Origin of the sequence: Serratia nevei (assembly GCF_037948395.1) — a bacterium.
Lineage (GTDB): Bacteria > Pseudomonadota > Gammaproteobacteria > Enterobacterales > Enterobacteriaceae > Serratia > Serratia nevei.
The window spans coordinates 2,245,806-2,258,411 of the sequence record NZ_CP149940.1 but is presented as its reverse complement, the minus strand read 5'-3'; the positions used below and the strand labels follow the sequence as shown (position 1 = coordinate 2,258,411).

Annotated in this window: 13 protein-coding genes; 9 read left to right on the top strand and 4 right to left on the bottom strand. The window is 59.4% G+C overall.

The features are described from left to right. The 3 genes from V8N38_RS10905 to V8N38_RS10895 form a co-directional block, all read right to left on the bottom strand. Positions 1-1,782 (bottom strand): GMC family oxidoreductase, encoded by a 1,782-nt coding sequence (locus tag V8N38_RS10905; protein ID WP_025302609.1) that lies wholly within the window; start codon positions 1,780-1,782, stop codon positions 1-3. 2 nt (positions 1,783-1,784) lie between these two features. Continuing rightward, positions 1,785-2,510: a gluconate 2-dehydrogenase subunit 3 family protein gene (locus tag V8N38_RS10900; protein WP_038877597.1), complete on the bottom strand. Its 726-nt coding sequence runs from the start codon at positions 2,508-2,510 to the stop codon at positions 1,785-1,787. A gap of 309 nt (positions 2,511-2,819) precedes the next feature. Beyond that, a complete protein-coding gene (locus V8N38_RS10895) occupies positions 2,820-3,485 on the bottom strand; it encodes a transglycosylase SLT domain-containing protein (protein WP_049295470.1) in 666 nt (221 codons plus the stop codon). Positions 3,486-3,594: 109 nt separating this feature from the next. On the opposite strand from V8N38_RS10895, the gene ghoS reads away from it, so the two are divergent. The 6 genes from ghoS to V8N38_RS10865 all read left to right on the top strand — a co-directional run bounded on the left by ghoS (position 3,595) and on the right by V8N38_RS10865 (position 8,678). Next, positions 3,595-3,894: a type V toxin-antitoxin system endoribonuclease antitoxin GhoS gene (gene ghoS / locus V8N38_RS10890; protein WP_060419232.1), complete on the top strand. Its 300-nt coding sequence runs from the start codon at positions 3,595-3,597 to the stop codon at positions 3,892-3,894. A 131-nt stretch (positions 3,895-4,025) separates the two neighbouring features. Next, a complete protein-coding gene (locus V8N38_RS10885; protein ID WP_060419234.1) occupies positions 4,026-4,970 on the top strand; it encodes a metal ABC transporter substrate-binding protein in 945 nt (314 codons plus the stop codon). After that, a complete protein-coding gene (locus V8N38_RS10880; RefSeq protein ID WP_147840235.1) occupies positions 4,967-5,857 on the top strand; it encodes a manganese/iron ABC transporter ATP-binding protein in 891 nt (296 codons plus the stop codon). Before V8N38_RS10885 ends, V8N38_RS10880 begins: the two co-directional genes overlap by 4 nt. Then, a complete protein-coding gene (gene yfeC / locus V8N38_RS10875) occupies positions 5,857-6,717 on the top strand; it encodes an iron/manganese ABC transporter permease subunit YfeC (protein WP_141959051.1) in 861 nt (286 codons plus the stop codon). Before V8N38_RS10880 ends, yfeC begins: the two co-directional genes overlap by 1 nt. After that, positions 6,717-7,571 (top strand): metal ABC transporter permease, encoded by an 855-nt coding sequence (locus tag V8N38_RS10870; RefSeq protein WP_038877608.1) that lies wholly within the window; start codon positions 6,717-6,719, stop codon positions 7,569-7,571. The genes yfeC and V8N38_RS10870 overlap by 1 nt, the downstream gene beginning before the upstream one ends. Before the next feature lie 237 nt (positions 7,572-7,808). Continuing rightward, positions 7,809-8,678, top strand: a complete 870-nt coding sequence (locus V8N38_RS10865) for a fructosamine kinase family protein (RefSeq protein ID WP_004931452.1) — start codon at positions 7,809-7,811, stop codon at positions 8,676-8,678. A gap of 35 nt (positions 8,679-8,713) precedes the next feature. On the opposite strand, the gene V8N38_RS10860 is transcribed toward V8N38_RS10865, so the two are convergent. Continuing rightward, a complete protein-coding gene (locus V8N38_RS10860; protein ID WP_147840236.1) occupies positions 8,714-9,274 on the bottom strand; it encodes a YniB family protein in 561 nt (186 codons plus the stop codon). Between the two features lie 185 nt (positions 9,275-9,459). Between V8N38_RS10860 and V8N38_RS10855 the strand changes: the two genes are divergently transcribed. The 3 genes from V8N38_RS10855 (at position 9,460) to V8N38_RS10845 (ending at position 12,443) form a co-directional block, all read left to right on the top strand. Then, positions 9,460-10,740 carry an HdeD family acid-resistance protein gene (locus V8N38_RS10855; protein ID WP_060419239.1) on the top strand — a complete coding sequence of 427 codons (1,281 nt, stop codon included), beginning with the start codon at positions 9,460-9,462 and terminating at the stop codon, positions 10,738-10,740. Between the two features lie 64 nt (positions 10,741-10,804). After that, a complete protein-coding gene (hxpB, locus tag V8N38_RS10850) occupies positions 10,805-11,470 on the top strand; it encodes a hexitol phosphatase HxpB (protein WP_049198577.1) in 666 nt (221 codons plus the stop codon). A 424-nt stretch (positions 11,471-11,894) separates the two neighbouring features. After that, on the top strand, positions 11,895-12,443 hold the full coding sequence (locus tag V8N38_RS10845; RefSeq protein WP_004931456.1) for a metal-dependent hydrolase: 549 nt from the start codon (positions 11,895-11,897) through the stop codon (positions 12,441-12,443). The last annotated feature ends 163 nt before the right edge of the window (positions 12,444-12,606 follow it).

Sequence of the window (12,606 nt, the reverse complement as noted above, 5' to 3'; positions counted from 1 at the left end):
TTATGCCTGCACCAATGGGCCTGGGTTTTTCAGATACTGCTCGCGAATAGCGCGGGCAGACCAGTAAGCCAGCGCCGCCACGGTGCCGGTCGGGTTGTAGCCCAGCCCCTGCGGGAAGGCCGAGGCACCGATCGAGAACACGTTGTGCACGTCCCAGCTCTGCAGATAGCGGTTGACCGCGCTGGTCTTCGGATCTTCCCCCATTACCGCGCCGCCGTTCATGTGGGTGGTCTGGTAGCTGGTGGTATCGAAGTGGCTGTTGGCGTTTTTCGGGCTGCCGGCGATCAGTTTCGGGTTCATCGCCTTGGCAATCGGCGCCATCTTGTCGTACATGAACTGCGCCATCTTGATATCGTTTTCCTGCCAGTCGAACGTCATGCGCAGCAGCGGCTGGCCAAAGACGTTCTTGTAGTTGGGATCGAGATCCAGATAGTTGTTGCGGTACGACTGGTGTGCGCCGTGGGCGTCCATCGAAACGTGGTGGGTGTAGGCATCCGCCACCGCCGCTTTCCACTTGCTGCCCCAGGCTGGGGTGCCCGGCGGGGTCGGCAGGCCGGAGATCGGCTTGGTGCCCGCCTGGTTGACCCAGAACGGCGAACCGCCGACGAAGCCTTCTTTAGCGTGGTCGAAGTTATCGGCGTTGAAGTCGTCCACGCCCACGCCGTTGCCGCCGGCGCCGATGAACGGGTTGGTAAACACGTCTTTATCGAAGAACGCCTTGATGGTGGTCATGTTCTGGTAGGCGAAGTTGCGCCCGACCACGCCTTCGCCGGTCACCGGATCGTAAGGCTTGCCGATGCCGGACAGCAGCATCAGGTGCACGTTGTGGAACTGGAACGCGCCCAGGATCACCAGATCGGCTGGCTGTTCAATCTCGCGGCCCTGCGCATCGACGTAGTTCACGCCGGTAGCGCGGGACTTGTCGTCGGTCAGGTTGACCTTCAGCACGTTGGCGTTGGTGCGCAGCTCGAAGCGTTTTTCCATGCGCAGCGCCGGCAGAATGTTGACGTTCGGCGAAGCTTTGGAATACATGTAGCAGGCGTAGCCGCTGCAGAAACCACAGAAGTTGCACGGGCCCATCTGCGCGCCGTACGGGTTGGTGTAAGAGTCCGAGGTGTTGGCGGACGGCAGGTTGTAAGGGTGGTAACCCACCTCCAGCGCCGCTTTCTCGAACAGCTGGGCGGAGTAGGTATTTTTCTGCGCCGGCAGCGGGAAGTCGCTGGAGCGATCTGCAGCAAAGCGGTTGCCGCCCTTCTGCGCCACTTTCTGCCCTTTGATGGTCCAGGCGGTGCCGGAGGTGCCGAACACTTTCTCCGCTTTGTCGAAGAACGGTTCCAGCTCGTCGTAGGTCACGCCGAAGTCCTGGATGGTCATGTCCTTCGGAATGAAGTTTTTGCCGTAGCGCTCTTCATAGTGGCTGCGCATGCGCAGTTCGATCGGATCGACGCGGAAATGCACGCCCGACCAGTGCAGGCCGGCGCCGCCGACGCCGGTGCCCGGCAGGAACGCCGCCAACTGACGGTAAGGCACCGCGGTCTGGCTGCTGTTGTGACGAATGGTGACGGTGCTTTTCGACAGATCCTGGAACAGCTTGCGGCGGATGTTATAGGTCAGCTCATCGATCACCTGCGGATAAGACCCGTCCGGATAGGTGTCGCGCATCGGGCCGCGCTCCAGCGCCACCACGTTGAGGCCGGCCTCGGTCAGCTCTTTGGCCATGATCGCGCCCACCCAGCCGAAGCCGACGATCACCGCATCTACTTTTTTCATTACCGTTGCCATGATTAGCCCCTCTCCCCACGAATCGAGACCGGCGGGAAGGGATAACGCTCCCCTCGCTCAACCCAGTCCATAAAATCGGCGCGCGCGCCCGGAAAATTAATCAGCTTCCAGCCCACCATGTCTTTGTTGCCGCCATGGATAGGATCGCTGAAGAAACCTTCGCGGGTGTTTTGCAGCAGATAGGAGAAGAACAGTTTCGACGGCAGCTGCTGGAACTCCGCCTCGCCGGACTCGAACTTTTGCAGCATGGCGTCTTGCTGCGCGCCATCCAGTTCGGCGAAAGGCTTGCCGGCGGTTTTCTTGCTGTAGGCGTCGGCGTCACTGATGCCGAGGTTGTAGATTTGCTTGGGCACCAGCGGCAGCTGATAGCCCATCTCCTTCGGCACATCGGGGTTGAACGGCCCCTGCATGTACCAGATGGAGCCGGTGGCGTACGGGGTATTCATCTGGCGATCGATAAACTCCGGCACGCCGGCTTCCAGTGCGCCGGGGCCGCGTTCGTCGGCCGGGATCAGGCGCGCAACGGCGGCCTTGATGAAGGCCCACTCTTCCGGGGTGAAAAAGGTCGGTTGGTAATCGTTCTGCGTTGTGGTGTTCGAGGCCGCGACCGCCGGTGTCGGTGCCGTCAGCGCGCCAACGCCGCTGCCACCAATTACCGCCGCAGGAATTAAGGTCATCGATTTCAACAAGAAATCGCGCCGCGAATTGTTGGTTTTATGGTTCGACATGTCACATTCCATCCAAAGATAGTCACAACTATTTAACCGCAACCTTGCGATCGATACGGGTTTTTAAAATAATTTGTTACTTATTTGTATATTTATTGAAGGTCACAATGCGCGCAAAAGCAAAAATGTTACCGGTAACTTATTGAATGAACGTAAAGATTTATCTGCTAACGTAAATTTAACTTTTTGTGCGGTTTTTCCGATAAGCGGAGAGGAAATAACGAAAAATGAGAAGTAGGTCGCGCACTGGAACGGCGCCGGAAACAAAATCGGCCGCGTTCAGCGGCCGATTTGAAGAAGGATGGCAGGCTACGGCGACATCGCCTGGTAGGCGGTGGTCACCTTCCACAAATAGCGCGGCGCCTGCGGTGCCGGGTGCTTTTTCTGGATGTGCTGATAAAACTCATCCGGGCTCATCTGATTGATGCGATTGACCGCCACGCGCTTGTCCGAGGAGAAGGTGCGCAACATGGCGCCCGCCCCGTTCACGTACGAAACGATGGTGGCATAACGCAAAGTCTGTGGGTTGTTGATCCCGGCTAGCTGCTGGCTTTGAAGAATATTGATATAGGCCGTTCCCAGATCAATATTGACCGCCGGATCCTTCAGCTCTCGCGAGCTGGGTTGCCCGCTTCGTCCTTTCATGCGATAGGCGTCGCGGCCGGCGGTAGAAGCCTTAAGCTGCATCAATCCCACTGCGTTCGAGGTGCTGACCACGTTCGGGTTAAACCCGGACTCCACCTGAATAATCGCTTTAATCAGCGTTTCGTCGACGCCATAGTTGCTGGCGGCCTGACGAATGTAATCGTTATAAACAACCGGCGTGCCTGTGCGGTTTACCGGTGCCTGCGGAGGGGGTTTTAACCAACCGCCGCGTGTTGTGCCACTGCCTGAAATATTGCTTGCCGTTTGCGGGTCTTTGGCGCACCCCGACAAAAGTAAAATTGCCGTAAGGCAACCTATTTTTGTTTTCACAGAATCCCTCACTCCTTTCAATGAGTTGCGTAGCATATACAACTTGTAAGGACACCTGCAGTAATTTTTTGGACTAATCTCAAGCTATCCATATACCAAGAGGTGATTTATGAGTCAATCTGCAACAAGCTGCTTTGTGGTGACTTTTCGCTATCAGGAAGAAGGATTGACCGACCTGGCGAAGCTGACCGGGCAATTGACGCGGGAGGGTTTTGTCACGTCGGTGACAGACGAGAATGGCGTTCACCACGAACTCGGCAGCAACAGTTTTGCGTTTATAACCGTGCTGGATCAAGAGGATGTACAGCGGCTGGCGCAGGGGTTCGGGCAGTTGGCCTTGGGAAAACAGCCTGAGGTGACTATATGCAGCTGTAAGGACTACCTTCAGCGGTTACATACTGATACATAAAATGCTATAACTCCCCGGACGGTATTATTTTTTCAGTTGGAGAAATACCCCGCCGGCGGTGGGCAAGTGACGCTTGACTTCGCTTCAATTGATATTGATAATCATTTTCATTTGAACCAGGAGACGTCATCATGCCATTGATAAGTTGCGCTTTTCGCCGTAGTCGCCTTCCCCGCGCTGCCGCACTGTTACGCCCTTTCACGCTCGCCTGCCTGCTGCTCGGCGCCGCTATGGCCAGCCCACACGCGCTGGCGGAAAAGAAGCTGCGCGTGGTGACCACCTTTACCATCATTCAGGACATCGCCCAGAACGTGGCGGGTGACGCCGCCGTGGTAGAATCCATCACCAAACCGGGTGCCGAGATCCACGACTATCAACCTACCCCGCGCGACATCGTCAAGGCGCAGCACGCCGATCTGATCCTGTGGAACGGCATGAACCTGGAACGCTGGTTCCAGCGCTTCTTCGAGAACATCAAGCAGGTGCCGGCGGCGGTCGTGACCGAAGGCATCACCCCACTGCCGATCCGCGAAGGGCCGTATAACGGCAACCCGAACCCGCATGCCTGGATGTCGCCGAGCAACGCGCTGGTGTACATCGAGAACATCCGTAAGGCGCTGGTAGAGCACGATCCGGCCCATGCAGAAACCTACAACCGCAACGCCAAGGCCTACGCAGAGAAGATCGGCGCGCTGGACGCCCCGCTGCGCGAACGCCTGGCGCGCATTCCTGCCGCACAGCGTTGGCTGGTGACCAGCGAAGGCGCCTTCAGCTATCTGGCGCAGGACTACCAGCTGAAAGAAGTTTATCTTTGGCCGATCAACGCCGATGAGCAAGGCTCGCCGCAGCAGGTGCGCCGGGTGATCGACGCGGTGCGCGCCCACCATATTCCGGTGGTGTTCAGCGAGAGCACCATTTCCGACAAGCCGGCCAAGCAGGTGGCGAAAGAGACCGGCGCCAAATACGGCGGCGTGCTGTACGTGGATTCACTGTCCACCCGCGATGGCCCGGTGCCGACCTATATCGACCTGCTCAACACCACCGTGCAAACCATCGCCAAAGGATTCGATCAATGACCCATGAACCGTTTGTCCGCCCTGAATTGAACGTGGACGACGTCACCGTAACCTACAACAACGGGCACACCGCCATTCACAACGCCAGCTTTACCCTGAGCGGCGGTTCGATCTGCGCGCTGGTCGGCGTCAACGGCAGCGGCAAATCGACGCTGTTCAAAAGCATCATGGGCCTGGTCAGGCCCACTGCCGGCCAGGTGTCGCTGAGCGACAAACCGGTGGCGGACGCGCTGAAAAAGAACCTGATCGCCTACGTGCCGCAGACCGAAGACGTCGACTGGAACTTCCCGGTGCTGGTGGAAGACGTGGTGATGATGGGCCGTTACGGCAAGATGAACTTCCTGCGCATCCCGTCGCGCGAAGACCGGCTGCGGGTCGACAAGGCGCTGGAACGCGTCGGCCTGAGCGAGTTGCGCAGCCGGCAGATCGGCGAGCTGTCCGGCGGCCAGAAAAAACGCGTGTTTCTGGCGCGCGCGCTGGCGCAACAGGGCACGGTACTGCTGCTGGACGAGCCGTTCACCGGCGTGGATGTAAAAACCGAGAACGCCATTATCAAGCTGCTGCGCGCGCTGCGCGACGAGGGGCACCTGATCCTGGTTTCCACCCATAACCTCGGCAGCGTGCCGGAGTTTTGCGATCGGGTGATCCTCATCAACCGCACTGTGCTGGCCGCCGGCCCGACCGAGACCACCTTCACCCAGAGCAACCTGGAACAGGCGTTCGGCGGCGTGCTGCGCCATATCAACCTCTCCGGCCCGGATCTGCACGACGACAACGATCCGCGCACCGTTACGGTGTTGACCGACGATGAACGCCCCGCGGTGTTCTACGGCCACACCAAGAGCGATCCGCCGGCCAACAGCCAGGCCAGGGAGAAACAATCCTGATGCTGGACCTTCTGCTGCAACCTTTCAGTTATAACTACATGGTGAAAGCCATCTGGGTCAGCGCCATCGTCGGCGCCGCCTGCGCGTTCCTCTCCGCCTACCTGATGTTGAAAGGGTGGTCGCTGATGGGCGACGCGCTGTCGCACTCGGTGGTGCCCGGCGTAGCCGGCGCCTACGCCCTCGGCCTGCCCTACGCCGCCGGCGCTTTCTTCACCGGCATGCTGGCGGCGCTGGCGATGACGCTGGTGCGCCATATCACCCGGCTGCGCGAAGACGCCATCATCGGCTTTATCTTCTCTACCTTCTTCGCCGTCGGCCTGCTGATCGTGTCGCTCAACCCCACCTCGGTCAACGTACAGTCGATCATCTTCGGCAATATCCTCGGCATCGCCGACGAAGACGTGCTGCAGGTGGAAATCATCATCGGCGTTTCGCTGCTGATCCTGTGCCTGGTGTGGAAAGACCTGCTGGCGGTGTTCTTCGACGAAAGCCACGCGGTGTCGATCGGCCTGTCGCCGCTAAAGCTGAAGATCCTGTTCTTCACCCTGCTTAGCGCCTGCACCGTCGCCGCGCTGCAAACCGTCGGCGCCATTTTGGTGATCGCCATGGTGATCACGCCGGGCGCCACCGCCTACCTGCTGACCGATCGCTTCAGCCGGCTGGTGATCATCGCCATCATCATCGGTTCGCTGACCAGCGGCGTCGGCGCCTACCTGAGTTTCTTCCTCGACGGTGCCACCGGGGGCGTGATCGTCACCCTGCAAACGCTGGTGTTTCTGACGGCGTTCTTCTTCGCGCCGAAACACGGCCTGCTGGCGTCCCGGCGCCGCGTGGCGCATTCGCAAACCGGAGGCCGCTGATGGACACCCTGTATCAACTGCTCAGCGAACCCTTCGCCTACCCGTTCATGCAGCGGGCGATCGTCGCCGCCATCGTCACCGGCGTAGTGTGCGCCGTGCTCTCCTGCTATCTGGTGCTCAAAGGCTGGTCGCTGATGGGCGACGCCATCTCGCACGCGGTGCTGCCCGGCATCGTGGTGGCGTTCGTGGTCGGCATCCCGCTGGCGATCGGCGCGTTCCTCTCCGGCATCTTTTGCGCGGTAGCCACCGGCTACCTGAAAGAGAACAGCCGGGTGAAAGAAGACACGGTGATGGGCATCGTCTTTTCCGGCATGTTCGCCTTCGGCCTGGTGCTGTTCTCGCGCATCGATACCGACCAGCACCTGAGCCACATTCTGTTCGGCAACATGCTGGGCATTACCGACGGCGAGCTGAAGCAAACCCTGCTGATCGCCGGCATCACCCTGGCGGTGGTGCTGCTCAAGCGTAAAGACTTCATGCTGTACTGCTTCGATCCGCATCATGCGCGAGTGATTGGCCTGCCGGTCAAGCTGCTGCACTACGGGCTGCTGTGCCTGCTGGCGATGACCATCGTCGCCTCGCTGCAGGCCGTGGGGGTGATCCTGGTGATCGCCATGCTGATCGCCCCCGGCATCATCGCCTTTATGCTGTGCCGCCGCTTCGACCGCATGCTGATGGTGGCGACGATAGTATCGGTGTTCTCCTGCGTACTCGGCACCCTGATCAGCTTCCACATCGACGGCGCCACCGGCCCCTGCATCGTCATCGTACAGGCCGTGCTGTTCGTTATCGCCTTGTTGTACAGCAAGCTGCGTCCGTTACAGCGTAACCAAAGCGCCCTCACCGGCGGTTAACTCACCGATGCGGCGATGCCCTCTGCTCGCCGCATCACCTTCCCCCGCTCATCGCGTCGTTGTCATCAAGTTGCAATCGGTATTGCGCTTAAATTAATCAATAGGGTATATACTTTGAGCTGGCGAGGCGCTGAAAAAATCGCCGCCTTTGACGCCGGCTGTGCGCCGCGTCGTGTTTTCACCACGGGAAAGACGCTAACCTAATGAATTATCAGGCAGCACAGAGGGGGAAATACCATGTGGCAAGCCGTTAGCCGTCTGTTAAGTGAACATCTTGGCAGCGCAGAGATACGCGAAAGGATTGAACTGCCCGGGGGCGACATTCACCCGGCGTGGCGCGTGAGTTACGGTGACAACGAGGTGTTCGTGAAATGCGACGCCCGTGAACAACTGCCGATATTCACCGCCGAGGCCGATCAGCTGGCGTTGCTGGCGCGCAGCAAAAGCGTGCGGGTGCCGGAAGTGTACGGCGTCGGCAGCGATCGCGACTACAGCTTCCTGCTGCTGGAGTATCAGCAGCTGAAACCCCTCGACGCCCACGGCGCCTACTGTCTGGGCCAGCAGCTGGCGCACCTGCACCAGTGGAGCGAGCAACCGCAGTTCGGCCTCGACTTCGACAGCGATCTGACCACCACCCCGCAACCCAACGCCTGGCAGCGCCGCTGGTCGGAATTCTTCGCCGAACAGCGCATCGGCTGGCAGCTGCAGCTGGCGGCCGAGAAAGGCATGACCTTCGGTGACATCGACGACATCGTCGATCGGGTGTATCTGCGCTTGCAGCACCACCAGCCGCAGCCTTCGCTGCTGCACGGCAACCTGTGGCCGGGCAACTGCGCGATGACCGCCCACGGGCCGATCCTATTCGATCCGGCCAGCTACTGGGGCGACCGGGAGTGCGATTTGGCGATGCTGCCGCTGTACCCCGAGCTGCCGCCGCAGATCTACGACGGTTATCAGAGCGTATGGCCGCTGGGGGCCGGATTTATCGAGCGCCAGCCGCTGTATCAGCTGTACTACCTGCTCAACCGCAGCAACCTGTTCGGCGGCCAGCATCTGGTGGCTGCGCAACGCGCGGTGGAGGCGCTGTTGCAGCCCGAGGCATCGTAACGTTCCGGGGCGCCGCTCGGCGCCCCGTTCATGGTTCAGGCCGCGCTGGCCAACTGCCCCAACAGGCGGATCACGAACCAGGCGATCACCGCAATCACGATCGGCAGGATATACAGCGGGAAGTACTGCAGAAAGATGGTGTGGTGCGGCAGCGTGATGCGCGCCTCCAGCTGCTGGCGCGTGTGCCCTTCGCTGCCCTTGGCCTGCTCCAAGATCATCTGGTCCTCCAACCCTTCGCGGATGAACTTGACCTGGCGTGACATGCGTGCGCCGGAAGCCTGCAGCGCCAGCCCGACGAAGATCAGTATGTAGATAATGATGAACATCAGATTGGCGCCGCTGAACAGGCTTTTATCCACGTCAGGCACCGGCGAGTTGTACCAGAAAAGGTTCAGGAACGGCGTATTGAAACGCACCATGTCCACCATCACGTGAACAAAATCCAGCATCACCGCGTTGATGCCCTTGGTTTTTTCACTGTGCTGATAGATGAAGCCCAGCACGGAAATCAGCGTCGACAGCAACGCCGGGATAAAAACCACCCATCCGAGAATGCGTTTCAAAATGGCGATACGCCCGGCCTGTTGATACGTCATGTGTTCCCCTTGTTAGCGACGTAACCGAATCGGCTAAGTCTACCTGCAGTTGGCGAAACTCGCCCACCGTTTTCTTCATTCCCGCTGTGCTACAAGCTTAGCCGAATTCGCCGAAATCAACTGCTTAACGACGTTCGCGCACTATCATTGAAGAGATAACGTTACCCGTTTAACCAGAGGCCGTCATGATTCGACTGATTATCTTATTGCTGGGCGCGCAGGCGCTGCACGGCCAGCGCCGCCTGCTGGTGCTGTTCGGTTGGCTGTGGATAGCCGCAGGGGCGCTGATGCTGTTCGACATCCTGCAGGATGGCCGGTCCGTGCTGGCGCTGGATGCGCTGGCGGTCATCCTGGCGCTGGAGGGGCTGGTGGCGATATCCGCCGCGCTGGTGATCGGCTCTTCGGCCAGCCGGCCGGTGCTGCTTAAGGGGCTGGGCTTCGTGTTTATGGCCTTTTTAATGTTGGACGTGCCCGCAGACGATAACATCGTCGCCACCGTGGTGTTTGGCAGCGCGCTGCTGCTTGACGGCGCCGTGCGCATCGCCTCCTCCACGGTGATTCAACACAGCCGATGGAAAGCCGTGGCGCTGGCGGGCGGCGGCGAAATCCTGCTTTCGTTGATGATTTTTGTCGGCTGGCCGGCGCCGCATCGGATGACGGTGCCCTTTTGCCTCGGCGTGATGATGGTGCTTTCCGGCTGGGCTTTATTGCGCATCGCCCGGAGACTGACAAGCTTTTCTCTGAATCAGCACCCAACCCGGCAGCCACCGCCCCCGGCGGATGAGACTGCGCCGCTCACGGTGTATGTCTGGACACCGATTGGTGCGGCTAAAGATCCGCGCCGACGTTACATCGTCGACCGATACATCGCGGCGGTCGACAACGGCGGCAATATCTCCACCGGTCATGCCGCCCTGGCGCTCGCACCGGATGTGTATATCAGTCACTACCCGCTCAACGACATCAGCCATTCCGTTCAGGATTTCCGCCAGTTGTTGCATGCCGGCGAACAGAACAACGTCGACGGACGTTTCCTGCCCGACCTGTCGGGCGAGATTGCCGCCTGGTGCCCCCCGGACAAGAAAATTCAGTTCTATCGCTATAACCCGGCGGCGCTGCGCGCATTCTGGTTACGCTACCGACAAGATGCGACTTACAACCTGACCCGGCGTAACTGCTCCACCACGGTCATCGGCGCGCTCGACAGTGCGTTGGAGGGCGTGCTGGGCGATAAACATCTGTGGCGCCGTTTTCTGTTATTGGTGCTGGATCCCAATCTGTGGATGCTGGCGGTACTGCGCAGCCGTGGCGAAAGCATGACCTGGACGCCGGGGTTGGTGCTGGACTATGCGCGCATGTTGCAACAGGTTACCGAGCGCCAACACCAACGCTGGTGGCTAAAGTTGCGCGAGATGTGGAATATCCTTCGCTTTGGCAAAAGCCAAACACGCAGGCAAAGATTTTAGTCTCGCCGTCGGCGATGATAGAGTGTCGGGCACATTCACCCGCGCCGGCAGGAGTTAACCGTTAATGGCTTATTCGCAACGCATTGAAACCGCAATTTTTGATATGGACGGCTTGTTGATCGATTCGGAACCGCTGTGGCTGCAGGCCGAGCTGGATATCTTCGGCGCGCTGGGTCTGGATCTGTCCGATCGCCACAAACTGCCGGACACCCTGGGGCTGCGCATCGATCTGGTGGTGAAAATGTGGTACCAGGCGATGCCGTGGCAAGGGGTTTCACTCGATGAGGTATCGGCACGGATTATCGAACGCGCCATCGAGCTGGTGCACGAGACGCGCCCGCTGCTGCCGGGCGTCCGGCAGGCGCTGGAACTGTGCCGCGAGCAGGGGCTGAACATCGGTCTCGCCTCCGCCTCGCCGCTGCACATGCAACAGCAGGTGCTGAAGATGTTCGATCTTGAGGGCTACTTCGATCAGCTGGTTTCCGCCGAATACCTGCCGTACAGCAAACCGCACCCGGAGGTCTACCTGATCGCCGCCGAACGGCTGGGCAGCGATCCGCTGCGCTGCATCACGCTGGAAGACTCCTTTAACGGCATGATCGCCACCAAGGCCGCGCGCATGCGCTCCATCGTGATCCCGGCCGCCGAATACCGCCACGATCCGCGCTGGGCGCTGGCAGACCACCAGCTGGAAACCCTGGAACAGCTCACCCCCGCCCACTTTGCCTGACCTGCGGCGCCGGCCACCGGCGCCCTGGCTTTCCGCTCAGCGCCATAAAAGGGATCCGTGCCGCAAAACAAACGAAACAGCGTTTCATTATTATTGAATCGGCATGCTGTTGTTATTATGCTGGGCGGCAGGGAAAGCGACGGTCCGCGAAACGTTGTCACTGCCACGCAGCGCTCTTCGCGGCCGCCGCTTCCTCCCGCCGCTGCGTACTGAAAACCGCCCTTGTTTCTCTCCGTTCCGCACCGCCCATTGCCCGCTTTTTGTTCACGCCCGTCAAAAGCGATGATTTGTTACGCACTGCCGTAACAAGCTGTTGTAAAACCGGGAAAAATAAACAATTGGTTACAGGGTAACTGCTTCCACTACTGGGAATTTTCCCATATACTGGATAAATTAACAGTTTACCAGCCGGAATCGCAACAGCATGACCGCGGAAGGACACCTTATATTCTCTGTCGCTTGCGCGATCTTCGCCAAGAAGGCGGAAGTGACGCCAGAGCTGGCTACCGGCGACTGGTGGCACATCATACCCGCCGCGCTGCTGACCTCGCTGCTGCCGGACATCGATCACCCCAAGTCGGTACTGGGCCAGCGTCTGCGCTGGATTGCCCTGCCCATCGCCCGCGCCTTCGGCCACCGCGGCTTCACCCACAGCCTGCTGGCGATCGCCGGCGGCATGGCGCTGTTCCAGCTGGACGTGCCGCGCAGCTGGCCGATCCCGGCCGACGCGCTGCACGCCATGATCATCGGTTACTTCAGCCATCTGCTGGCCGATATGCTCACTCCCGCCGGCGTTCCGCTGCTGTGGCCATGCCGCTGGCGTTTTCGCCTGCCGCTGCTCAACTCGCAAAAAGGCAATCAGCTCGAGCGCGTGCTGTGTCTGTGCCTGGTGGCGTTTGCCATCTGTTGGCAAGGTGATTTCACCCTGCCGGTGCAATCCTATGTCGAGCAAATCAGAAATATCAGACTCTGATCACAAAAATCCGCTCAACCCATCACCTTCATGTATATAAAACGAACAAAAACACACAAAAAGCTATATCAAATTCCATTTGGATATAAGTAGGCCACTCGGCAAACTGTTACGATATTTACATCGCGACATACGTGATGCGTAGTCGTTTTTATAAGAAAGA

What these genes read in the sequence shown, in the direction of transcription:
- V8N38_RS10905 (WP_025302609.1), bottom strand. Translation starts at nt 1,782, where the DNA reads ATGGCAACGGTAATGAAAAAAGTAGATGCGGTGATCGTCGGCTTCGGC.
- V8N38_RS10900 (WP_038877597.1), bottom strand. Translation starts at nt 2,510, where the DNA reads ATGTCGAACCATAAAACCAACAATTCGCGGCGCGATTTCTTGTTGAAA.
- ghoS (WP_060419232.1), top strand. Translation starts at nt 3,595, where the DNA reads ATGAGTCAATCTGCAACAAGCTGCTTTGTGGTGACTTTTCGCTATCAG.
- V8N38_RS10885 (WP_060419234.1), top strand. Translation starts at nt 4,026, where the DNA reads ATGCCATTGATAAGTTGCGCTTTTCGCCGTAGTCGCCTTCCCCGCGCT.
- V8N38_RS10880 (WP_147840235.1), top strand. Translation starts at nt 4,967, where the DNA reads ATGACCCATGAACCGTTTGTCCGCCCTGAATTGAACGTGGACGACGTC.
- yfeC (WP_141959051.1), top strand. Translation starts at nt 5,857, where the DNA reads ATGCTGGACCTTCTGCTGCAACCTTTCAGTTATAACTACATGGTGAAA.
- V8N38_RS10870 (WP_038877608.1), top strand. Translation starts at nt 6,717, where the DNA reads ATGGACACCCTGTATCAACTGCTCAGCGAACCCTTCGCCTACCCGTTC.
- V8N38_RS10865 (WP_004931452.1), top strand. Translation starts at nt 7,809, where the DNA reads ATGTGGCAAGCCGTTAGCCGTCTGTTAAGTGAACATCTTGGCAGCGCA.
- V8N38_RS10860 (WP_147840236.1), bottom strand. Translation starts at nt 9,274, where the DNA reads ATGACGTATCAACAGGCCGGGCGTATCGCCATTTTGAAACGCATTCTC.
- V8N38_RS10855 (WP_060419239.1), top strand. Translation starts at nt 9,460, where the DNA reads ATGATTCGACTGATTATCTTATTGCTGGGCGCGCAGGCGCTGCACGGC.
- hxpB (WP_049198577.1), top strand. Translation starts at nt 10,805, where the DNA reads ATGGCTTATTCGCAACGCATTGAAACCGCAATTTTTGATATGGACGGC.
- V8N38_RS10845 (WP_004931456.1), top strand. Translation starts at nt 11,895, where the DNA reads ATGACCGCGGAAGGACACCTTATATTCTCTGTCGCTTGCGCGATCTTC.